At 44.9% G+C, this 22,764-nt stretch carries 18 protein-coding genes and 1 pseudogene; 6 read left to right on the forward strand and 13 right to left on the reverse strand.

All coding sequences use genetic code 11. The features are described from left to right. Window positions 1-2: 2 nt before the first annotated feature. From LPY66_RS03220 to LPY66_RS03250, 7 genes and pseudogenes are all read right to left on the reverse strand, one after another. The gene (locus LPY66_RS03220; RefSeq protein ID WP_337986668.1) at window positions 3-2,054 is read right to left on the reverse strand and encodes a methyl-accepting chemotaxis protein; all 2,052 of its coding nucleotides are present in this window, start codon (window positions 2,052-2,054) and stop codon (window positions 3-5) included. A gap of 300 nt (window positions 2,055-2,354) precedes the next feature. Then, window positions 2,355-4,169, reverse strand: coding sequence for a sigma-54 interaction domain-containing protein (locus tag LPY66_RS03225; protein ID WP_337986669.1), 1,815 nt, complete (start codon window positions 4,167-4,169; stop codon window positions 2,355-2,357). A 310-nt stretch (window positions 4,170-4,479) separates the two neighbouring features. Then, complete coding sequence (locus tag LPY66_RS03230; protein ID WP_337986670.1) at window positions 4,480-4,821, reverse strand: oxidoreductase; 342 nt, start codon at window positions 4,819-4,821, stop codon at window positions 4,480-4,482. A gap of 17 nt (window positions 4,822-4,838) precedes the next feature. Further along, window positions 4,839-7,295, reverse strand: coding sequence for a molybdopterin-dependent oxidoreductase (locus LPY66_RS03235; RefSeq protein WP_337986671.1), 2,457 nt, complete (start codon window positions 7,293-7,295; stop codon window positions 4,839-4,841). 412 nt (window positions 7,296-7,707) lie between these two features. Beyond that, the gene (locus LPY66_RS03240) at window positions 7,708-8,349 is read right to left on the reverse strand and encodes a hypothetical protein (protein WP_337986672.1); all 642 of its coding nucleotides are present in this window, start codon (window positions 8,347-8,349) and stop codon (window positions 7,708-7,710) included. A 123-nt stretch (window positions 8,350-8,472) separates the two neighbouring features. Further along, window positions 8,473-8,883 (reverse strand): YlbF family regulator, encoded by a 411-nt coding sequence (locus tag LPY66_RS03245; RefSeq protein WP_337986673.1) that lies wholly within the window; start codon window positions 8,881-8,883, stop codon window positions 8,473-8,475. Window positions 8,884-9,188: 305 nt separating this feature from the next. Continuing rightward, a pseudogene (locus tag LPY66_RS03250) lies at window positions 9,189-9,713 on the reverse strand (transposase). A 196-nt stretch (window positions 9,714-9,909) separates the two neighbouring features. On the opposite strand from LPY66_RS03250, the gene LPY66_RS03255 reads away from it, so the two are divergent. From LPY66_RS03255 to hisH, 6 genes are all read left to right on the forward strand, one after another. Further along, window positions 9,910-11,280: a DNRLRE domain-containing protein gene (locus LPY66_RS03255; protein ID WP_337986674.1), complete on the forward strand. Its 1,371-nt coding sequence runs from the start codon at window positions 9,910-9,912 to the stop codon at window positions 11,278-11,280. A 218-nt stretch (window positions 11,281-11,498) separates the two neighbouring features. Beyond that, window positions 11,499-12,611 carry a tetratricopeptide repeat-containing glycosyltransferase family 2 protein gene (locus LPY66_RS03260; RefSeq protein WP_337986675.1) on the forward strand — a complete coding sequence of 371 codons (1,113 nt, stop codon included), beginning with the start codon at window positions 11,499-11,501 and terminating at the stop codon, window positions 12,609-12,611. 11 nt (window positions 12,612-12,622) lie between these two features. Further along, window positions 12,623-13,900 carry a tetratricopeptide repeat protein gene (locus tag LPY66_RS03265; RefSeq protein ID WP_337986676.1) on the forward strand — a complete coding sequence of 426 codons (1,278 nt, stop codon included), beginning with the start codon at window positions 12,623-12,625 and terminating at the stop codon, window positions 13,898-13,900. Between the two features lie 23 nt (window positions 13,901-13,923). Continuing rightward, entirely contained in the window at window positions 13,924-15,249 is a 1,326-nt protein-coding gene (locus tag LPY66_RS03270) for an N-acetyl sugar amidotransferase (protein WP_337986677.1), read from the forward strand. A 21-nt stretch (window positions 15,250-15,270) separates the two neighbouring features. After that, window positions 15,271-16,065: an imidazole glycerol phosphate synthase subunit HisF gene (gene hisF / locus LPY66_RS03275; protein ID WP_337986678.1), complete on the forward strand. Its 795-nt coding sequence runs from the start codon at window positions 15,271-15,273 to the stop codon at window positions 16,063-16,065. Beyond that, a complete protein-coding gene (gene hisH / locus LPY66_RS03280; protein WP_337986679.1) occupies window positions 16,043-16,699 on the forward strand; it encodes an imidazole glycerol phosphate synthase subunit HisH in 657 nt (218 codons plus the stop codon). The genes hisF and hisH overlap by 23 nt, the downstream gene beginning before the upstream one ends. A 4-nt stretch (window positions 16,700-16,703) precedes the next feature. On the opposite strand, the gene LPY66_RS03285 is transcribed toward hisH, so the two are convergent. From LPY66_RS03285 to LPY66_RS03310, 6 genes are all read right to left on the reverse strand, one after another. Next, window positions 16,704-17,408, reverse strand: coding sequence for an acylneuraminate cytidylyltransferase family protein (locus tag LPY66_RS03285; RefSeq protein ID WP_337986680.1), 705 nt, complete (start codon window positions 17,406-17,408; stop codon window positions 16,704-16,706). Beyond that, window positions 17,398-18,624 carry a UDP-N-acetylglucosamine 2-epimerase gene (neuC, locus tag LPY66_RS03290; RefSeq protein ID WP_443112472.1) on the reverse strand — a complete coding sequence of 409 codons (1,227 nt, stop codon included), beginning with the start codon at window positions 18,622-18,624 and terminating at the stop codon, window positions 17,398-17,400. Before neuC ends, LPY66_RS03285 begins: the two co-directional genes overlap by 11 nt. After that, a complete protein-coding gene (gene neuB, locus LPY66_RS03295; RefSeq protein WP_337986682.1) occupies window positions 18,624-19,619 on the reverse strand; it encodes an N-acetylneuraminate synthase in 996 nt (331 codons plus the stop codon). The genes neuC and neuB overlap by 1 nt, the downstream gene beginning before the upstream one ends. Continuing rightward, window positions 19,612-20,253, reverse strand: coding sequence for an acetyltransferase (locus tag LPY66_RS03300; RefSeq protein ID WP_337986683.1), 642 nt, complete (start codon window positions 20,251-20,253; stop codon window positions 19,612-19,614). Before LPY66_RS03300 ends, neuB begins: the two co-directional genes overlap by 8 nt. A gap of 4 nt (window positions 20,254-20,257) precedes the next feature. Further along, on the reverse strand, window positions 20,258-21,307 hold the full coding sequence (locus LPY66_RS03305) for a sugar phosphate nucleotidyltransferase (protein WP_337986684.1): 1,050 nt from the start codon (window positions 21,305-21,307) through the stop codon (window positions 20,258-20,260). A gap of 292 nt (window positions 21,308-21,599) precedes the next feature. After that, window positions 21,600-22,763 carry a LegC family aminotransferase gene (locus LPY66_RS03310; RefSeq protein WP_337986685.1) on the reverse strand — a complete coding sequence of 388 codons (1,164 nt, stop codon included), beginning with the start codon at window positions 22,761-22,763 and terminating at the stop codon, window positions 21,600-21,602. Window position 22,764: the final 1 nt, after the last annotated feature.

The following is a 22,764-nucleotide window of genomic DNA, read 5'->3' on the forward strand; positions in this document are numbered from 1 at the left end:
CCTTAGAGTGAGAACCCTGAAATTAGTTGATTCAAATTCTGGGCACTTTCAGACAGCTTTCCGGAGGATTCAGCAATTTGCGAAATTGAATTCGTTGTAATCTCCGCGCCTTTAGTAATTTCCTGAGCACCTCGTGCACTTTCATTCATATTGATGGCTACAGACTCAATTGCTTTACTTACTTCATTCACCGTCGCCAGTACCTGATTGCTCATTTCCGTGATTTTGCTTGTCGTCTGGTAGAATGTTTTCGCATCATCCGCATATCCGGCACCAATATTAACTAATGTTTCATAATCCTTAATCACTTTATTGTTAATAAAGTGCAGAATTTCATTGCTATTATCAATCAGATTCGAGATGGAATTTTGAACGTCCAGAGTGGATTTTTTTATTTGGTCAACGGTTGCTGCCGATTCTTCAGCGAGTTTGCGTACTTCTTCAGCGACGACGGCAAATCCTTTGCCATGTTCACCGGCTCTGGCGGCTTCTATAGCAGCATTGAGTGCCAGCAGATTGGTCTGGTCCGCGACTGCGGAAATGGTATCGGCTAAGGTCGATATTTGTTTTACGATATGGGCATCTTCAATGGCCTTGCCTAATTTTACCTTAATATCTTGATACAGGTCAGTTGCTTCCCTTCGGGCATTCTGAGCATCTTGTTGGATATTCAAGGCTCTTGTCTCCACTTGTTTGGCGGTTTCAGATCCTTCTTTGGACTCTCCGGCCAGCGTGCTTAGTGCTTTTGTCATATCTTCCCCCGACGCATTGATTTCTTCTGCCGAAGCGGATACGGTTTCCATACCGGCGGAGATTTCCTCGACAGAAGCCAGAACTTCTTCCATAGTTGAGGATACATTTTCAGCTGTTGCGGAAAGCTCTTCACTTGAGGCTCCTAATTTCTGTGCATTATTTGAAATCTGGCTGACGAGCTCACGAAGGTCTTTAACCATCGCGTTATTGGCTTGCGCAAGTTGACCAAACTCATCATTGGTGTTGATATCGGCGGTAACTTGCAGGTTGCCTGAAGCAATTTGCTGCATGACATTTACCAACACATTAACCGGTTTGATTGTGGATGCAATCAGCCAATACAGCAACACCATGATCAAAATCAGACCTACTATACCAAGAATGATCGAGATCATAAACATTTTGTTGACGGCGGCAAGCGCTTCCGATTTATCAATAAACATGGCAATGGTCCAGTTGGCGTTACTAATGGGTGCAGAAACCAGCCAACACTCTTTCCCATTAAATGGGTTGGTTACGGTGTGATATTGTGTATCTTTTGTATTGAGAATAGAGGAGAGCACAGCTTTGGTTTGTGCATTTTCGTTAATATTGGTGCCGAGGAGCGCATTGTCCGGAGCAGCAATATACAAGCCAGTGGGGCTTAGCAAGACAAATTGAGCGGAATCATAGGGTTTGTATGCCAGCAGCTCTTCTTGAATAGAAGCCAGGCTGCGGTCAACGCCGCTGATACCTACAAATCGATTATTAATGATAATGGGAGCAGTATAAGAGGCCATCAACGTACCTTCATAGTTAAAGGGCTCTGTGATCACAGGCTTTCTGGTTTCTTTAGGTAATTTATAAAAGTCGCTGATATCGATATCGACAATGGGATCAAGGGCTTGTTTCCCAGCTAATGTATTCCAATAGGGCGCGAAGCGTCCTTGGGTATCACTGCCGGCTTTTCCCAGCCATTCTTTATCCAGTCCGTCAGCATTAGGCTCGTAAGCAACATAGCTGCCAATAATAAGTTGCGAATTTAAAGCCTGAATCTGTTGCAGACCGCGTGCTGTTTCTGCTCGCGAACCGAATGAACCTGTTTGCTGCTGGATGACGATATTCTCAGTAATTTGAAGGGCGAGTTCATTTTCTCCGGAGAGTTCACTGGATATTTTATTGACGATTTCCTTACTGTAGGATATGATCTCATTCGTTTGACCGTTTTTGGCGGAGATAGCCATATACCCAATAATACACGACGTAACAAGAATAACCGCTATACTCGCTTTTATACAGATTTTCCATTTCACCGATGTCATTTGTAGGTACCTCCATGTTAATTTCTAAAACTAACACACCAATTTCAGCCGATTGATGATTTTAAATTGGTCGTCAAGTTCTTTGTAATTCGAAAAATTTGACTATATAAGTATTATCGTCCATAGTGATAATTTGTTTAGTAAATTTGTTTCGGAACTTAAAAATTTATTAATATAAATAAGGAATATAGCCGGAGCCCCGCGTTTTCAGGCGCTTTTAGCATTTGCCCAGATAGACAAAAAATCCTGAAAGGAAGTTAAAAGAAATTCCTTTCAGGTTTTTTCAATGTGCTAATGAAATTATATGTCGATATGTGTCGTGATGATGTTGAATTTTTTTAGTCGCCGGTGTAAAGCGGAATAGCTGATCCCCAGCAAGTCTGCAGTTACTTTTAATTGATGGTTTGCTTTAGCTAAGGCTTCCAGGATAATTTTTTTCTCCATTTCATCAATGGTCATAATATTGCCTGTGATCCCCGGCAGGTCTGGTTGAGCCTGGTGTGTGCCGTAATTTGCAGTATGCTTTAAATTAATGGGGTGTCTTAATGCGGGAAACAGCGTTTTATGTGGGAGGTGTTCCGGCTCAATCGTATGATCCGTACACATATGCATAGCATAGATGATCGTATTCTGCAATTGACGCACATTGCCCGGCCAAGCACAGGATAATAGTTCCTGTTCAGCTTCTTTACTTAACACAGGGGTGACTTTGCATTTTTGCTTAAGTGCATATTGTTTTATGAAGTGGTTTGCCAAGATTTTAATATCGCTGCCACGCACGGCCAAAGAAGGAATTTCAATATAAAGGACTGAGAGTCGGAAAAACAAGTCATTTCTAAAAGTTTTCAGCTTGGCTTGGTCAATAAGATCGCCATTGGTTGCAGCTATCAGTCTGAAGTTCACTTTATGGTACTGTTTTCCGCCCACGCGCATAATCAGCTTATCTTGGAGGACGCGAAGTAAAACCGACTGCAAATGGTACGGCATACTGCCGATTTCATCTAAAAAAAGTGTGCCGCCCTCAGCTAATTGAATCTTTCCTGTTTTTCCGTTCTTTTCTGCCCCTGTAAAAGCGCCGGCTTCATAGCCGAAAAGTTCGCTTTCTATCAATTCGTCTGGAATTGCCGAACAGTTAACAGCGATAAACGGGCCGCCTGGATTGGAATAGTTATGAATGGCTTGGGCGAACAGTTCTTTGCCAGTTCCACTTTCCCCCAACAATAATATGTTTTCGTCGCTCATAGCAAACTGCATGGCTTGGGCTTTAACCGTTTGTATGGTCTTATCCATGCCAATAATATCGTCAAAGGTGAATACAGCCCGTGTGTCACCGGATACATCAAGCAGTTGGTGCACTGGCTCTTTAGGAATCGAATATACACTGCGGGAACGCAGAACTTCATTTTTCTTCATCAGAGAGACTTGGCCCTCAATCGCGGCAGCCAGTGAACAAACCCAGCCAAGAGAATGCCTTTGCAGAGCAGGGCTAGCGTGTTTCCAGGGACTATCGCCAAGTTCCTGCGCTAAAAGCAAAGAAGCAATGGGTTTGCCGAAGTCATCTAAGATCGGGGCACAGAAGGAGATGTTGTCATGAAAGAAGTAGAGAAGCACCTCGGGCCCGATCAAACAAAATGGTTTTCGGTATTCCTTAACTAAGAATTGGCTTAGAGTTCCGACCTTCTCTTCCCGCCAATCGATAGGCGGAGTATGATCTTCGATGATCCGGCAGGCTAAATGTGAACCCAATAAGTGGCCGCCGGAAGCATCAAAAAGTTCCAAGGCAAAACCGGAACTTTGGGCCAGAGATTCGTAGGAAGAAATAATTGAAGAACATACCTCATACAGTATCCGGTTATGATTCCATTTTTCTTCCAGCTTCTTTTCGTCAAGTGCTAAATCCTTATAGTCGGAATAAGGGTTTAGGCCACGCTTCTTTGCACGTATCCAAGATCGTGCGATTTCGGGACGGACAATAGGAGACGGAGGATCAGCACTTTCAAAGCAGAAGAACTTTTCTTTGGCCTCTTTAACTCCCAGCCAATATGATTTGGAGTTAATTGGCGGCAGTAAACATAAATCAGATAGATTGTACCGGCTTTGCGCGACCCCATTCATCGTATTACCCCTTTCCAATTTACCAATAGCAAGTAAAATCGGCAGAGTTTTCTAAAACATCGACAAGACAGGAAGCATATTTTATGAATTTTACGAAGGTCTGTTTCTCTAAAACTGCTTATGTTACCTAAATATAATTATATGTTTCATAAATTTAGAAGTAAAGGCACCATAGCTAAAAGAATATAATGTCTGTTATAAATTAGAATGATGGAATAAAGGTGATTTCTTTCGAAAAAAAACGCCCCCAAATGTTGCTTTTTCTCCAACGTTTGGGGGCGTAATACGTAATGGCAAAGCCGATCTATGTTTATTTAGTCAGAAGAGCCCAGCGAGTTCCCTCTTTGATCAGGCCGACAAGTTCTTCTACCTCACCGTAATGCATGCACCAAGCCTGACAGTGTTGTACACACATCGGCATTTTCCCTTCACCAACCCGATCTTCGCATAGATTACAGGCTTTGGTTATAGTGGGCATCCAGGTCCACTCCCATTTGTTAGGACCTTTTTCTGCTTTTTCATACTGCCACGGACCCACTTCGGAAATCTTAATCCCAAATTCACCTTTAGGGAGGTCCAAGTATTTTTTGCACGCTACTTCACAACTATGGCAGCCTGTGCAAAATTCATAATTTACAAGTATCCCTTTCATTGTTGAATTCCTCCTAATTACATTTTCCCAGGTTCATAAGACCGGAACCCGCCTAGTCTCGTAACTTGTTCGCCCGGCGTGATATCACCTTCTTGGCATTTGTAAATCTTAGCGATCAAGCATTTGATAGGAGCACCGATATTCCCAGGGCCGCTTTCATAGGCGTGGGTCAGGTTGTTCGGATTATAATCGAAAGCGCCGCAAAGGTGCGGTTCGGCGATTTCCGTTTCAGGCTTCCACCATCCGTGTTCGGCACTGATGAATCGTTTGTCCATACCAGGGAAAATACTCACCATCTGTTTGCAGCGGCCATCCGGATTTTCTATCCAGATCCAGTCACCGTTTCTGAGGCCATATTCTTCGGCTGTTTCCGGAGAAATCTTGACAAGTGGTTCTGGATGGAATTCGCGCATGGTCGCAGCTTGACGGTGTTCCGTATGGAAGAATTCATATGACCGCGAACCATTGATGAAATAAAATGGATATTCTTCAAACATTTCGGGCGTCGTGTCTTTGCTCACCGATACCGGTGTATAGACGGGATAAGGAGGAATGCCCCATTCGGTAAAGATCGAAGGGATGAGCTCGATACGGCCGGTAGGCGTATTGAAGCCTGGCTGTCCGTCGGGACGGAGCAGGCCCTTCTCGTGCTTGTTATAGGTGGAATTCCATTCATCATAGAGATAGCCGCCCTTTTCGACCAGCTCCTGGAAGTTGACCGGGCAAAGTGTATTGATACTGCCTGTCAAATCATTATCATGGCCCCACGCATCGTCAGTTGCTGCGGAGAAGTTGGCTTTTTTTACTTTGCCGGATTCGTCAACAACAGCCATACTGGTCAGCATATAGGAGTTGATGAGGTCTTCGGGTGTATTCCAGTTTTTAAAGAGCTCCGGGTTAAGACGTTTGCCCAGCCAGAGTATAATTTCTTCATCGGATTTTGCTTCGTAAAAATCCGATACTTTTTTCATGGCGCGAAGCGGCGTCCACCAAGTACGAGCTGAATCGCGTTCACAGCTCATCGCTACGGGCAGTACCAGATCGGCAAAAGCAACCATGGTCGGAGTCAGGAAGGGATCCGCATAAACAATAAAGGGTATATCCCGCATATATTTATAAGCACGCGGAGCGGGTTCTTCATGACCGCAGATCTGGTTACAGGATTGTCCCCACCATATCCGGATCGGATAGGGATCACCGGTTTCCAGGCATTTCGCCATGGCATCGGGATTGGACATACCGACAAAGTCCAGACCTTCAAAGCCGGCAATCTTTTTGCTGAATTTCTTTTCCTTGGCAGACGGTCTTGCATACAGGTCCGCAGAGGAGTACCCGGCGTTGATTTCAAAGGAATTGTGAACCAGCGTATGGGTACCGGGCTTCTCAATATTGCCGCAGATCGCCATAAGGCAGCAAACGGCTTGGCACAGATGCATGGAAGAAGAGCTGGAAGCATCAAAGGGGAGACCCCATTGAATCGCACCGGCATCGGCACTCGCGTACAGGCGGGCCGAACCGATAATGTCTTCGACAGCAAGACCGGTACGTTCAGCTGCCCATTCCGGTGTAAACTGTTGAACATGCTCTTTGAGTTCATTATAGTAGGAGACCCAATTAGAAATAAATTCATGATCAACGAGGTCTTCGTTCATGATGACGTTGAGCCAAGCTAAAGCGAGACAAATGTCCGTTCCGCTGTTAATGGCCAGCCAGTACTCCGCACGCGCGCCCCACCAGGTTAAAACCGGGTCGATGGCAATAATTTTGGTGCCCATCTGAACACACACATTCAGCCAGTGACCGAGATAGCCATCGGCATTGGATTTCAGCGGTTCATTTGCCCAGATGACTAATACATCAGGATTCTTCCATTCGGCATTAGCATAGCGGTCAGGATGGATTTCTGAGGCATCAACAATCGGATAGTCACCGAGAGGACCGGCGGCGCCGCAAACACGCGGCATATAGCAGGACCATCCAGAGAAATAAACACCACCGCAGTTTGCTGTACCGAAGCAGGCCCCAGCCATAAACGGAATCTGCCAATTGATATTGCGGCCGGTTCCGTGACCGACGACAATTGATTCCCGGCCATAGCCTTCGTCATCAAGCTTTTTGATTTGCGCCTCAACAATATCAAGGGCTTCATCCCAGGTGATTCTTTCCCATTTATTCTCACCCCGTTCACCGGCACGCTTCATGGGGTATTTCAAACGCAGCGGATTGTTGACCATTTCCTCAACATCTAAGCAGCGCATACATAGCTTGCCGTTAGCATAGGGGTCAAGGGGGTCACCTTCGATTTTTTCAAATTTACCATCTTTCGTGTACAAGAGTACACCACAGGAATCGTGACAGCCAGGCGCTGAATAGTTATACGTTCTCGTAACGGTATAATCTCCTTCTTGCCATTGCCATTCGCCTTCGTGATAGGCTTTGCGATCAATACTGTCCAGGAATTTTTTGTAATCCATAAGTCATTTTCTCCTTTCTAAATCGTGTTTTCGGGAATATAGAAAAAAACAGAGTTTTTAAAATGGATATCTCCCCTGCAAGAATATGATTGCAAGAATCGTACCATAACTGTCCATGTTCAAGTAAACATATGAATACCTTGCGAATAAGCAAAATATAATGAAATCTTTATCATAGTAAAAAACAACGTACCAAGAATTTTCATTTTCACAACAGCGATAATGAAAGTAATTTCAAAATCGCAATTACAAAACCTATCGAAGAGCGTGCCGGATGGGGGTTCTGGCATAATAATTGGTCAACTCGCAAAACAACCAAAGCGAGAAATTAAAAATCCCAAGAGCCAAATGTGGACGTCTTGGGAGTAAGGGAATAAGTAAGTAAAATCAGTAACAAAGTTAGAATAAACGGTTATTCATCTCCCCGTTCAGCTTTTGCTTTAAAATATGGGCCGGTCAGGAAATATAATATTACCAGGATAAAAGGGATAAGATAGCCAGGAGCATTGTCAATAGCTTTCAGTTTAAAAGTAAAAGCAGTACTTGCCATGCTCCGAATAGCGCGCACGGGTGCTGCTAAAGCCAAATTAATGGTTAATCCTTCTGACGGGATCAGTGGGGTTTGAAAAATCTCCTGTTCAAGAGCCCTGCCGGCTTGAGGGCTAAACTGCCCAACACTTAAATCTTCTCCCCCTAAAATCTGCCGGGGAGAAGCAGTGTTGATGTACTGGTTAATTGCAGTTAGATCGGGGAAAGCTGTACTATTGCTAAGAGAATATCTATAACTTCCGGAATGAGCTGATGACCATTTGAACAACATGGCTGTCAGTAACTCGATACCGATAAGAATATAATACCCATAGGGAACTAGTGGTCTGTAAAGCGGTATTATCAAGGTACCAACCGGACTGTAGATATCGGGATGAAGACTGTTGGATATGAGCAAAGAAAAAGTAAAAGGAACAGAAGTATTAATAGCAAAAGAATCACTGCCCGGACGGTTTTTATCAGAAGAACTATTGGAATCAAAGGGCTTTTGTGAATCAAATAGCAAAGTAATGATTCTTCCCTCCTTAATATAGTTATCGATATGAATATGGGTTAATATTTAGAAAATCTAGCATTCAAGGCTAATATAAACATTCGAAAATCTAAATAAATGGTTCTCTTTGCGGGACTATATATTATCAAGAAGTTGCTGCGCTAAATTCTTAAGACAATGTGGAAGCGGAAGGCTTTCAGCACTAGGCATTCCGTAAATAGTTATGATCAAAGTCATATTTACTGTAGCCATAATTGTTTCATAGTCCTGTTGAAGTATATAAAAGTTGCGGATAGATGGATACTTACGGATAAGCTTCATTTTAAGATCTATAAGAGCAAGACTTTCTCTTTCAGATGGAATACTATTTAACCTTTGAGCTGTTGCTACTTGCATATTACTTTCTTTTTCCCTGTACTCCGCTAAGGCCTTAGCCGCTTCAGGATCATTGGCGATCTGTGCTTCAGCTTCCTTAAGGTTTCGTACCTCTGGGGTGTTCAGAAGCGCTTCCCCCAATTCTCGTGCTTTTTGAATATATTCCATCATTAATCCACTCCCTTATATTCAATATATGAACTGTATTTTTATAAGTGCTAGTGCCTTGTAAACTCTAAAACTGTAATATAATTGTGAGCAGATTTCTTGTAAGACAAGGCGGTCGCTCCTATGCCATGGATGGCATAGGAGCGACAAGACAACGCAGTATTACATGAAATCTGCCGCAAGGATGTACAGGAATTAGAGTTTACAAGGCACTTGGTTTAAATGAGTGTCTATGAAGCCCTAGTACCTTGTTAACCCTTAAAATTAAATATAATGAGTACAACATTCTTAAATTAAGTGTGCAAACTCTAGATTTCAATCTCATCCATCTTGTATTTCCAGCCATACACAACAAGTTCAGCATTGACCTCATTCGTATACTGATAAATCCGTTGAACCAATTCGTCTTTTGTTTGTGCTCGAATGCCTTTCAGGCATACGCGGGCAAACTTGCTAAAGAAACTTTCTATCATATTGAGCCACGAACCATGCTTGGGGGTGAACAAGAACTCAAACCGTCAAGGGTGTTACTCCAAGTACCTCCTGGTTTCTTTTAAGGTATGCGAACTGTGATTATCAAGTACAATCTTAATCTTCTTCTCCTTGTCGTACTTGTCATCAAGAATATTCAGGAAATCAACAAAGTCTGAACTCTTGTGAGTATCTCGTTTTTCTGCAATGTTCACATTACTTATGCCTCCTGTACTGAGAAGCAATATTTTCGCACGCTGAATCTTCTGTGCTTCGGCAGTTCTTATATTGGTAATCACAGTCAAGCGCTCAACTTCGGCATCTGAGAGTTTGGAATTTCCGTATTTTTTAGGGCGTGCCATGTTTATCTAACTCCAGAGTCTTGATAGATAAATTATTGTGCGTTGAAGATATTTGCGCGATTATTTTAAATACATTGAACTAGTCTATTGTTTTCTGACTTCCTGGGGTTATGTTTTTTTTATTATCTAAATGCTAGTGCTTGTAAGGACAAACAGTATATCGTTGGAATATATTATCGTAGAAAGGGGTGATATTGTGCCACAGCAAACAATTCCATTTACGGGGACGACATTCGTGTCCTCAGCTTTACCAAATACTAATTTGTCAGCCAGTGCCATAATAATTACAGGAAATGATGCGGTTTTTGCAAATTGCATCAGTTTTCTCACATTTATTATTCCAATTTTGCCTGTGGCTGCCGTTGATAACGCCGTTATCAGACTGTTTGTTTTTACCAAAACGGGTGTTGCAGCAAGTCCAATCAATGTAAACAGAGTAACAACGCCCTTTAGTACGGCAACGGTAACGTATAACACACAGCCAGGATATGTAGCAACCGGTTCGACCCAAAATATCTCCACCAGTGATGTATTGCAATATATTGAAATTGATATCACAATGCTGTTTAATCAATGGTTAAATGGTGCTTTTCCAAATTTCGGTATAGCATTAACAAATCCTGACGGGGTTACTGAGGTAGAATTCGGAGGTAACGGTATCGGCGCTCTGTATGAACCTGAGATTGTAGTCACATTCTCGGGTGGAGTGATTGGACCGACCGGCCCAACCGGAGCCACCGGAGCAACAGGTATCGCCGGAGCTACGGGAGCAACAGGCATAGCCGGGGCCACCGGACCGACAGGAGATACCGGAGCAACAGGGGCAACGGGTATAGCCGGAGCCACCGGACCAACGGGAGATACCGGAGCCACAGGAGCAACAGGCATAGCCGGAGCCACCGGACCGACAGGAGATACCGGAGCAACAGGGGCAACGGGTATAGCCGGAGCCACCGGACCAACGGGAGATACCGGAGCCACAGGAGCAACAGGCATAGCCGGAGCCACCGGACCGACAGGAGATACCGGAGCAACAGGGGCAACGGGTATAGCCGGAGCCACCGGACCAACGGGAGATACCGGAGCCACAGGAGCAACAGGTATAGCGGGAGCCACAGGACCGACAGGAGATACGGGAGCCACGGGCCCCACTGGAGCAGGTTTAGCTGCCTACGGTTATGTATATGACCTTACCGCAATCACAGGTCAAGTTGTAGCTGCCGGAGCAGATGTAACGTTTAGCAGCAATGGTCCGCTTGTAAATGAAACTCATACAGCCGGTACAGCCGGGGTAACTGTTACACTAGCCGGTGACTATCAGATTGACTATAGCGTAAGCATAACTGTAGGTATAGGCGCACAAATAGCTATTTCAGTGAATGGCGGCGTTGTTGACCCTTCGACTCAAATTATCGCGTTGACCGCTACTGGCCCAGTAACCGGTCAGGCAATTCTAACACTTGCAGGGGGTGATATCGTAACGCTTAATAACCCCTCCGCAACTCCGTTCACAACAACTCCTTCACCTGATGTTGGTGCACAAATGACTATCAATAAATTAGACTAATTCGTTTCAAGTCCCTTGGCAACGCCAAGGGACTTTCTATGTTACGACAGGTAGTAATATTACTTTAAACATCACATTTTAACAGTTCAATCCTTAAAATTTAGATTTAATCAAAACGCGGTCAATGCGACCGCGTTTTGATTATTTTTTTATGATTTGTCCCATTTAAAGTTGTTTTGAATATGATGAATTAAATTATTTTCTAAGGAGATTGACCCATGGAAGAAAAGGAGATCACAATCAGCTTATGTATTATCGTTAAAAATGAAGAGAAGACACTTGGCCGCTGTCTTGATTCGGTTAAAGACATGTGTGATGAAATAGTCATTGTTGATACGGGTTCTACCGATCGTACCAAGGAGATCGCTCAGCAATATACCGATCGGATTTTTGATTTTACCTGGATAGATGACTTTGCCGCCGCCCGTAATTTTGCTTTCAGTCAGGCAACCAGGGACTATATCCTTTGGTTGGATGCGGACGATATCTTACTAGATGAAGATCGAGAAAAATTATTAACACTCAAGAGAAATATCGATCCGCTGGTGGATGTGGTGAGTATGCTCTATCATTATGCTTTCGATCAATATGGGAAAGTCTCGTTTAGTTTCCGGAGGAACCGTCTGGTTAAACGAAATAAAAACTTTCGCTGGGTAGGAGCGGTGCACGAATATTTAGCCGTGTCGGGAAATACTTTGAATTCAGATATTTGTGTCACCCACCGGCGTATCCAAGGTCATAATTCTGATCGCAATCTAAAAATATTTGAGAGGCGAAAAGATAAAGGGGAGCCGTTTTATCCGAGGGATTTATACTATTATGGCAACGAATTGTTTGATCATCAGCTCCATAGCCGGGCAATTGAAGTTTATTTGGAATTTTTGGAGACAGAACAAGGCTGGGTTGAAGATAAAATTTCTGCTTGCGGAAAACTGGCCGATTGTTTTGAAGCTTTGGGGAAAAAGCAGCAACAACTTGAATATATCTTCAAATCTTTTGAATATGCCTCTCCCAGAGCTGAGTTTTGCTGTCGTTTGGGTTTCTACTTTCTGAATGAAAAACGGTATGAGCAGAGTATTTCATGGTATAAACTGGCTACCCGACTGGAAAAGCCTGCTGACAGTTCGGGATTCATGGTTGAAGCCTGTTGGACCTGGCTGCCGCATTTGCAGTTGTGCGTTTGCTATGACCGTTTAGGTCAATATGAGTTGGCCTACGAGCATAATGAGCTTGCCAGAAGGTATCATCCGGAAAATCCCCAGGTTCTGTATAACAAGACGTATCTGGAGGGTATTTTAGCTCAAAAATCTTCTGAACAGAAGAGTCATTAATAGGTGAGTGAATGATGAATTGGCTTTCAATCTACGGGCTTTATGCCATTATCAGAGAATATGCCGGCTGCCCGGCAACGCTGCCGCTGTATTGCCGCTATGAGCATGGGTGGAATCCCATACCGGAGCCTGATCCGTATGACGCTCAAACTGATAAACCCCTCATGTTGGTTTGGAGCAGAAGACGTCTGCAAGAGTGGAACGAAAAAAGCAGTATTCCCGCGGCTATTGTTGGCGCGCCATTTATCCACTACCGAAAATCAAGGAAAATAGAAAAGGATATAGACGCTAAGGGTACTATAGCCTTTCCCGCACATTCCCAGCCAACAATTGACGCGGTATTCAATATCGATGCGTACTGTAAACAGCTGCAAAGCCTTCCGAGCGAGTTTCAGCCGGTAACGATATGTTTGCATCTTCATGATATCGAAAGAAAGAAGGATGAAAAATACAAAGAATATGGGTTCAATGTTGTATCCGCCGGACCCATCTGGGTACTGGGGTTTGAATTCGTAGAAAAGTTTTATGATCTTCTCCGAGGTCATCAATATGCCACCTCGAATCAAGTCGGCTCATATTCTTTTTATGCAGTAGAAATGGGGATTCCCTTTTTTATCTATGGCGAGCAGGCTGAGCTGGAGAATAACGGCGGAGAACCGCTGATGCCCTCAAAATTCAGTTATACAGATTACCCGATGGGTCTTTTGGCAGAAAAGATGTTCTCGGGTCCCACACAAGTCATCACTGAGGAGCAAAAGCATTTTGCGGAAGAAGAACTTGGGGTCCATGACTGCCTGTCCGGCGCAGAATTAAGAGAATTGTTGACAGAAAGCAATACGCGGGCGATTGAAGCGTATCAGGAATATTTAAGGACAGGGCAGGGCGGGGTTGAAGAAAAAATTTCAACATGCAGGAAACTGGTCGATTATTTTCAGGATTCCGGAGATACGGATAAACAACTTGAATATATCTTAAAAACCTTTGCCTATGCCCCGCCCAACGCTGAGTTTTGTTGTCATTTAGGCTTATATTTCCTGAATATTCAGCACTATGAGCAGGCGGTTTTCTGGTATAAGCTGGCGGCTCAATTGGAAAAACCTTTAAACAGCCGATTAATGTGGCTGCCGCATATCCAGCTTTGTGTCTGTTATGACCGTTTAGGCCAACATCAGTTAGCCTATGAGCACAATGAGATAGCCGGGAAGTATTCCCCGGGAAACAACCAGATTCTGCACAATAAGAAATATTTGGAGCGGGTGCTGGGTATAAAATCCGGCGATCAATCTTAATAAAGTAATAAGGCGGGAAAGAGATGGAAAGAATTAACCGACCGGGAGTCATTGATGATTTCAAGTTTGAATCAGACGAATTAAACGAAAATAAGTTGGAAGCCAAATACGGTCTTCCATCCGAACTGAAGTATTGCAAGCGTTGTGTTATGTCCAATCAACGCCCAAATTCGACCGTCGAATATCAACACACCAAGAACTCCAAGAAAGAGACGATCCATTTTGATGAGGAAGGAGTGTGTGACGCCTGTCGTTTTGCTCAGTCCAAAAACAAAAGTATTGATTGGCAGGAGCGCGAGCGGGAACTGTTGGATTTATGTAACAAATACCGGAAAAGTGACGGCTCTTATGACTGCCTTGTTCCTGGATCCGGCGGCAAAGACAGCTTTTACGCGGCGCATGTTCTTAAATATAAATATGGCATGCATCCATTGACCGTAACTTGGGCGCCCCACCTTTATACACCTTGGGGATGGCATAATTTTCAGGCCTGGTTAAACGCCGGCTTTGATAATTTCCTGTGTACGCCGAATCCCCGAACCCATCGCTTGCTGACAAGGCTCGCGGTAGAGAATCTTTTCCATCCATTTCAGCCTTTTATGTTTGGACAGAAATCCCTGGCGCCGAAAATGGCTTTAGCCCATGATATAAAACTGGTTTTCTACGGTGAAAATGAGGCTGAGTACGGTAATCCGATATCCGATACTTCGTCGGCGAAAAGAGACTATAAGTATTTCACCGCGGAAGACAAAAGCAAGATTTATCTCGGCGGCGTATCTTTAGAAGCCTTAGAGAGAGAGTTCGGCGTTGAGCCGGTTGAGCTGCTTCCCTATATGCCGGCTGATCCGGATCAACTGGCGCGGAAAAAGGTCGAGGTCCACTATCTCGGGTATTATTTAAAATGGCATCCCCAAGAGTGCTATTATTACGCTGTTGAGAACGGCGGTTTTAGGCCGTCGCCGGAACGGACGGCTGGCACTTACAGCAAGTATAACAGTATTGATGATAAGATCGACGACTTCCATTACTATACAACCTTTATCAAGTTCGGGATCGGACGGGCAACCTATGACGCCGCGCAAGAAATCAGAAATCAAGAGATAACCCGTGAGGAAGGGGTAGCTCTGGTGAAAAAATTTGACGGGGAGTATCCGGAGCGTTTTGCGGAGGAAATCTTTCAATATTTAAGTATTCCTGAAAAGGAGTTTCCGTCGGCATGTAAAATGTTTGAACAACCGGTTATGGATAAGGATTATTTTATGGCGCTTGCCGACACTTTTCGATCACCTCATCTCTGGAAACGTGAAAACGGGAATTGGAAGTTGCGCCGCCCGATTTATGAAAAGTGAAAAGTGTAGACTATGAATAATATGAAGACCAGAAGTAATATTCGATTAATTGCCCGGTTAGACGTGAAAGGCCCTAATTTAGTTAAAGGCGTCCAACTTGAGGGGCTGAGAAAAATCGGCGACCCCAATGCTTATGCTAAAGCATATTACGACCAGGGAATAGACGAACTAATTTATCTCGATATCGTGGCAAGTTTATATGAACGGAATAATTTATTGGAGATCGTGCGCAGCGCGGCAAAGGACGTATTTATCCCGCTGACGGTCGGCGGCGGTATTCGTAAAGTGGAGGATGTCAGAGACGTCCTGCGGGCTGGGGCCGATAAGGTGGCGATTAATACCGCCGCGCTAAAACGGCCTGAATTAATCCGCGAAGTCGCCACAAGGTTCGGCGCCCAGTGTATGGTTTTATCCATTGAAGCCAAAAAGGTTAGTCCGGGTCACTGGGAAGCTTATTATGATAACGGCAGGGAAAAAACGGGTATTGATGCTATTGAATGGGTTAAAAGGGGATATGAACTGGGCGCCGGCGAAATACTCTTAACCTCGGTAGACCGGGAAGGTACAGCCAAAGGATTCGACGTGGACCTTGTTAAGGCTGCGTCGAATGCAGTTCCGATACCTGTGATTGCCAGCGGCGGCATGGGCGGTTTAGAGGATATGATCACGGTTGTTAACGACGGTAGCGCGGATGCGATCGCCATGGCCCATGTCCTTCATTATAATAAACTGACGGTGCAGGAGATACGGGATTATGCCGTCTCCTGCGATCTTAATGTTAGGAGAATGCAACATGGTCAAGATCACCATAGTTGACTATGGGATGGGAAATATTCTCAGCGTCCAAAGAGCCTTGGAATATTGCGGCGGTCAGGTGAGGATCTCGGATAACCCCCGCGACGTTAAAAATGCGGACTATCTGGTCTTGCCGGGAGTTGGCGCTTTTGCCGATGGCATGAGGGGATTATCCGAACGGGGTCTTAGAGAGGCGATTATTGATTTTGCTTCGCGGGAAAGGCCTTTTCTCGGCATCTGTCTGGGGATGCAAATGATGATGGGGAAAAGTGAAGAATTCGGGATTCATGAAGGCTTAGGGCTGATACAGGGCAGTGTCGTTAGGATACCGGATCACGATGTTCACGGCTTAAGACACAAAATACCGCACATCGGCTGGAATGCTTTAGCGTTACCGGGCGGGAAAGAAAGCTGGCAAGGGACCATTCTTGAAGATATTAAAATCGGCGACACGGTGTATTTTGTACATTCATATACGGCAGTACCTGCAAACGTATCGGATCGGCTGGCTGACACATTTTATAACGGGCAAATTATTGCCGCAGCGATTCAATCAGGCTACTTGTACGGCTGTCAATTTCATCCGGAAAAAAGCGGGATGACCGGATTGCGGATTATCAATAACTTTATTAAACTAACCGGAAATTCTATATAACTCTTTATATTGTTTTATGGCTAAGAAGACACTCGGCGATAGAAAAATCAGATAACGTATCGATATCGATCGATCTTTCTTTCGGCATGACGTAGGCGAAAGAGTTTCCGTCGAAGATATCGTGTGTTCGCAAAAAAAAGGAGGTTCTTACAGCATAGATGGCCCCGTTAATTCGATAGAACGCAGGAAGTTTCTGTCTGGGTTTGGCTATAATCTCCGGCTGCAGAAAACCCCTAAGAGATTCATTTTCCGGCAAGGTGTTAAACCACAACGGGGAATGCTCAGCCTCGCAAACCGACACGACGGAATCCGCGTTGGTTTGGGTCATTTTTTCAATAGCCTTGATAATATCATCAGCAGTTCGCAGCGGAGATGTCGGCTGCAGGACAACCAGGATATCATACGCTTTGCCCAGCGCCCAGAATTGTTCAAGGGCCTCTCTTACGCAATCCCAGGTCGAAGCGGAATCTGAAGCCAGCTCCGCCGATCTTAAAAATGGAACAGGGGCGCCGTATTGGATGGCGATATCGGCATATTCCAGTGAATCAGTGGAAAGGAATATTTCATCAAATATTCCTGCCTCCCGGGCTTGAATAATACTATAGGCCAGGAGGGGTTTGCCGTTAAGAAGGCGTATATTCTTGCCAGGTAATCCCTTTGAACCGCTGCGCGCGGGAATAATGGCGATTAGTCGCTGCTCATTGAACATGGTCTTGCCTCTTGACATCATAAAAACTCTTTTTTAGATTGATCTTGTTATTATCCAGAAAATCCTGAATTACCGTTGCAATTTTTTCGGAAGTTTTACCGTCGCCGTAGGGATTTTCCTGATCGGCAATTTCACGCAAAAACTGTCCGGACCTCGCTTTATTAATGCAATGGAGGATAGCGTGCTTTTCCGGTTGGCAGGATAAGACTGATCTGGCGCAGATCCTGCCTTTTTGCCTGTCGCCGATATTAATCGTGGGTTTTTTAAAGCTGGGGGTTTCAATGATGCCGCTGGAGGAATTGCCGATCACCATTTCGCAATATTTCATCGCCGAGAGGTAACGCCTTACGCCCAGAGAGGCAAAACAAATCGAATTCGCTTTGCTCTCACAGTAGGCTTCCAGTTTGTGATTGATCTCCCGGCCATATTGATCCGCGTTAGCTTTGGTAAAGATATAATTCAGCCCATCGGTCTCATCGAAAGCCGACAAAAGTATTTCCATTTGCTTCAGGGCAGTATCCTTTTCCAATGTTGCCGGGTGAAATGTGACAAGAGCATAGGGACGGTTTAAATCATAGTCGATGCTGCGCGCCAGCTCATCTTTGGTCATAAGGGACATTCGTAAAATGTTTTCCACGCCGGTTGCGCCAACATTGAATACCCGGTCCGGCGCTTCTCCCATATTAATAACCCGCTGCCGGTATGGTTCGGCAGAAGTAAAGTGCAAATAACTCATTTTGCTGATGGCGTGGCGAAAAAACTCGTCCAGCGACCCCTCTGTTGTTTCCCCGCCATGAAGATGCGCAATGGGGATACAAGCGACTGCCGCGGCCGTGGCGGCGGCGAAAATTTCAAACCGGTCCCCTAAGACGACGACTAAATCAGGCTGGGTTTTTGCGAAATACTCCGCAAAACCGATAATTCCAATTCCAATGGCCTTAGACGTAGTATTGGTGGTATTGATAGTATTAATGGTATCTAAATTATTATTAGTCTTGGCGGAACCGTTATAACGCAAAATATCTATTGTAGCGTCTATCGGGACGCCGTCGGCTTCAATCTCCTTATACGTGCAGCCAAAATCCGCAGACAGATGCATGCCGGTGGCAACAATTTTTACGACAAAACTCCTAATAGCAGCCAGCCGAAATATGACGGGCCGTAAAAGACCATATTCAGCGCGTGAACCGGTAACGATGCAAATCGTTTTTTTCATCATTCTATCAACTCATCCTCACAAAAATCACGCGTTGCGCGTAATCCCAGAACCTCAAACCATTTCATGGGAGAAATCCCATTACCGGGGCGTTTAACGGTCAAATTATCTTGGGTAAAGACCTCGCCTTTGGCAATATGGCGTTTGGCGACAATACTTTTGCGGGCGGCTTGTTTGTTGGGCTCTTCGGATTTTGATACGCGTTTGAGGCCATCCCCCAAAGCGAGTTCAATATTTCTGATCGCTGAAACCATGGCCTTAAGCTCCTTGGGATTAAGGCTTGCTTTATGGTCCGGACCTTCCAGGTTTTTATCCAGCGTAAAATGCTTTTCGATCACAGCGGCGCCCAGGGCCACTGCGGCAACGGCGGCTTCTATCCCTAAGGTATGATCGGAATAGCCGACCTCGACGCCGAAGTGTTCTTTCAGGGTTAGCATCGCTTTGATGTTGGCGTCTCCGAAAAGGGTAGGGTATTGTGTATGGCAGTGTAATAAGGTTAGCGGACCTGCGCCATTATTCTGGAGGGCTTTGAGCGCTAATCCCACCTCATCGAGATCGCTCATTCCCGTTGACAGGATCACCGGTTTGCCGGTATTGGCGATTCTTATCAGGTACGGCAGGTTGGTAATTTCTCCTGACGGCGCCTTAAATATTGGCATGCCGAGACTGTCTAAAAAATCGATGCTATCATAATCAAAGGGCGTGGAAAGAAATAGAATCTCTTTTTGATCACAATACTTTTTGAGTTCACGGAAATCGTCAAAAGAAAGCTCCAGTTTCTTTATCATGGCTAACTGGTTTTCTTCAGCTCCGGTTGTTTGTTTTTGATAGTCGGCTTTCTGCGCTACTTTGGATACGAGGTTCTCTGCCTGAAAGGTTTGAAACTTGACTGCATCCGCGCCTGCGGTTTTCGCTGCGTCTATCAATTTTTTAGCAAGATTTATATCTCCGTTGTGGTTGACGCCGGCTTCGGCAATAATAAAAACTTTAGGCATTCTTTCTCGCCGCCTTGCAGGGATTACCGTACGCCACAACCTTGTCCTGAACATCGCGGACCACAACGCTTCCGGCGCCGATTAGGCAGTCGTCGCCGATAGTGACGCCTTGAATCACCGTCGCGTTGGCGCCGATATGAGTCCGGGCGCCGATGTTGACGTCGCCGCAGATCACAGCGCCGGGCCCGATATGGGTGAATTCTTGCATACGGCAATTATGCTCCAGTATGGCGCCTGTATTAATGATCGCCATATCGCCAATAGCGCTCTTGGCATTGATGATCGTGTTCCTGCCCGCGTAAATACCCTCGCTCAGACGGACATCGCTGCCGATAGTTGCAGACGGATCGATTATCGCAGGCAGAATAAAGCCTTGACGTTTGAGTCTAAAAAAGAGGTTTTCTCGCAAAGCAGGGTTTCCGATACTTCCGACTGCAATAAAAGCATGTTTGATCCCGCTCTCAAATACAGACTGTAATACGGCGTCGGTTCCTAATATTTCATAGCCTAATAGTTTCTTGCCGATATAGTCCAATGCGGTAATTCCCACGATTTCGTATTTCCCGGCGGCATGGATGCTGTCTATCACACTAAGCGCATGTCCGCCCGCGCCGACCAGAACAATTTTTTCCATGAGCTCATACCCCTAATTCCTGCTTCATTCTTTCCAACTCTTCAAACTGTCCCATATCCAGCCAACACCGTTCGCTGACAGGAAAAATCCCGATCTTTTGCCCCAGTCTTTTTTGCTGCGCGATGATGTCGGGGAACCCTATAGCTTGATCCTTCTCCAGCGTGTTCAGAACCTCGGGTTCCACAACATAAAAGCCTGAATTAGTCAGGAAGGAGTACTCGGGTTTCTCGATCATGGAAGCTATTTCACCATTGCTGTCCATATTAATTATTCCATAAGGCAGCGTGAGATGCTTATAGGCTGCTACGATAGTAATCATATTGCCGGTTTGCTGATGATGGTCATATATCTCCTTATAGTTGGCTCTGATCAGCACATCGCAGTTCGTCAGGAAAAAGGCCGATCCCAGTTTCCCTTGAAGCAGGCTGAGCCCACCGCCTGTACCCAGCGGCGCCTCTTCCGGATGAAATTCCAGGACATAATCTTTTTCTACTTCGCTGAAATAGGACTTGATCATATTTTTTTTATGATTGACGATTAAATGAAACTCCTGGCACCCATATTCCAGAAAATTGTTAATAATATGCTCGGTGATAGGTATATCGCCGATAGGAATCAGGGGTTTGGGTAAGATTTTAGTATACGGATACAGCCGCGTCCCCAGGCCGCCGGCCATAATCACCACCGGCGCACTTACGGCATGGTGGCGTCCAATCTCGTAATCTTGGAGAAAGACGATGGATTGGATCTCCAATGTTTCACTGACAACCGGCAAAGATAAGACGGACCATTTTTTCATTAATTGCCGGGCTTGATCTTTATCTTTTTCCAAGATATAGCGTGGCTGATAATTGGCAATTTCTTTTACTTTATCCTCTAACTTTCCTCCGTGCAGCAAATGCCTTCTAATGTCGCCGTCGGTAATGATGGCTTTCAGTTTTTTATTTTCGGGAATAAGCAGAATTTGATTGGCGGTTGCATCGATCTGCTTCATCGCTTCCAGGACGCTTTGGTCTTCAGTGATATATAAGGTCTCGATATTCAATCTCCTCACCCCGTTTATTATATGAAGACTACCTTCAATGGGGGCCATAATTTACCATTATATTAAAAATATGGGATGAGCAATAAAAATGAGAGAATGACTATTTTGCAGTCTCTTGCCAAAAGGGGCTGTAACAAAACTCAGGAGCATTTTTTCAAAATCCCTGCTTGAGATCAAGACACAGTAATAAAAAATACTCTCATTAGACTTTCATGGTGAAATGAGGGTATTTTTTATTCTTTGATGGCGCTGTTTGTGGCATGGGAGTCTAATTTTGAGATACTTGGTTTGAATACAGTTTTTAAAGTGAACTTATTTTTTTTATAACCCTATCGACATCGCCGGCAGATAAATTGCTGCTGCAAGGAAGATTCACAACGCGGTTATAATAGGAAAATGCTTTTTCAATCATAAAAGCTTGGTTAGTCAAATAGGGTTTTTGTTCATGAATCAGTCCCCAGAGAGGGCGAGTTTGAATGTTATCTTGGGCCAGACTTTCCATGATTTTCTTACGGGAATATTTGTCTGGATTTTCGATGTAGAGGGAATAGAACCAGTAGTTCGGACGGATATCCTTCCGAAAGGTCAGGATCTTCAAGCCGTTTAGGCCATTGTTTATCCTGCTTTGGTATATTCTATAGTTTTGTTGCTTTATCGCTATAAAGTTCTCCAACTGCTCCAGCTGAGCAACCCCCAAGGCTGCCTGCAGGTTGGTCATACGGTAATTGTAGCCGATTTCATTATGCCGGAAATAGACGGCGTCGTCTTTGGCCTGGGTGGACAAGTATTTGGCTCTTTTCATGATGCCGGGATCACGGGAGACCAGCATGCCGCCGCCGCCGGTCGTGATAATTTTATTGCCGTTAAAGGAATAAACGCCAATATCGGCAATGGTCCCGGTATACTTGCCTTGATACCGGCCGGCAAGGGAGTAGGTTCCTAAGGCCTCAGTGGCGTCCTCAATGACTTTCAGGTTATAGGCCTGAGCGATATCCATAACCGCCTCCATATGGGCCATATTGCCGAAAATATGGACAACCACGATGGCTTTGATCTGTCTGCCGGTCGACTTATTGATTAATTGATTGTCAATAAAATGACATTCGTCCTGGCAAAACTTCTTTAATTTGGCCATATCCAGGCACAAAGAATCGTCACAATCCATAAAAACAGGATGGGCGTTTAAATATCTGACCGGATTAACGGCGGCGATAAAGGTCAGCGTCGGCGCGATCACCTCATGACCTGCTTCTACACCCGCTAAAATCAAAGCTAAATGCAAGCCGGCGGTTCCGCTTTGACAAGCAACCGCTGTTTCCGTGTTGACATAAGCGGCAAACTCGTATTCAAACCTGTCGACATAAGCCCCGCCGGCAGACACCCATTCCGTCTTAACCGCGTCAGTCAGGTATTTCAGTTCGTTACCGTTGAAGTTGGGTACGGATAACGGGATAAATTTATCCATA

This window comes from Dehalobacter sp. DCM (assembly GCF_024972775.1).
In the GTDB taxonomy this organism is placed as follows: Bacteria; Bacillota; Desulfitobacteriia; order Desulfitobacteriales; family Syntrophobotulaceae; genus Dehalobacter.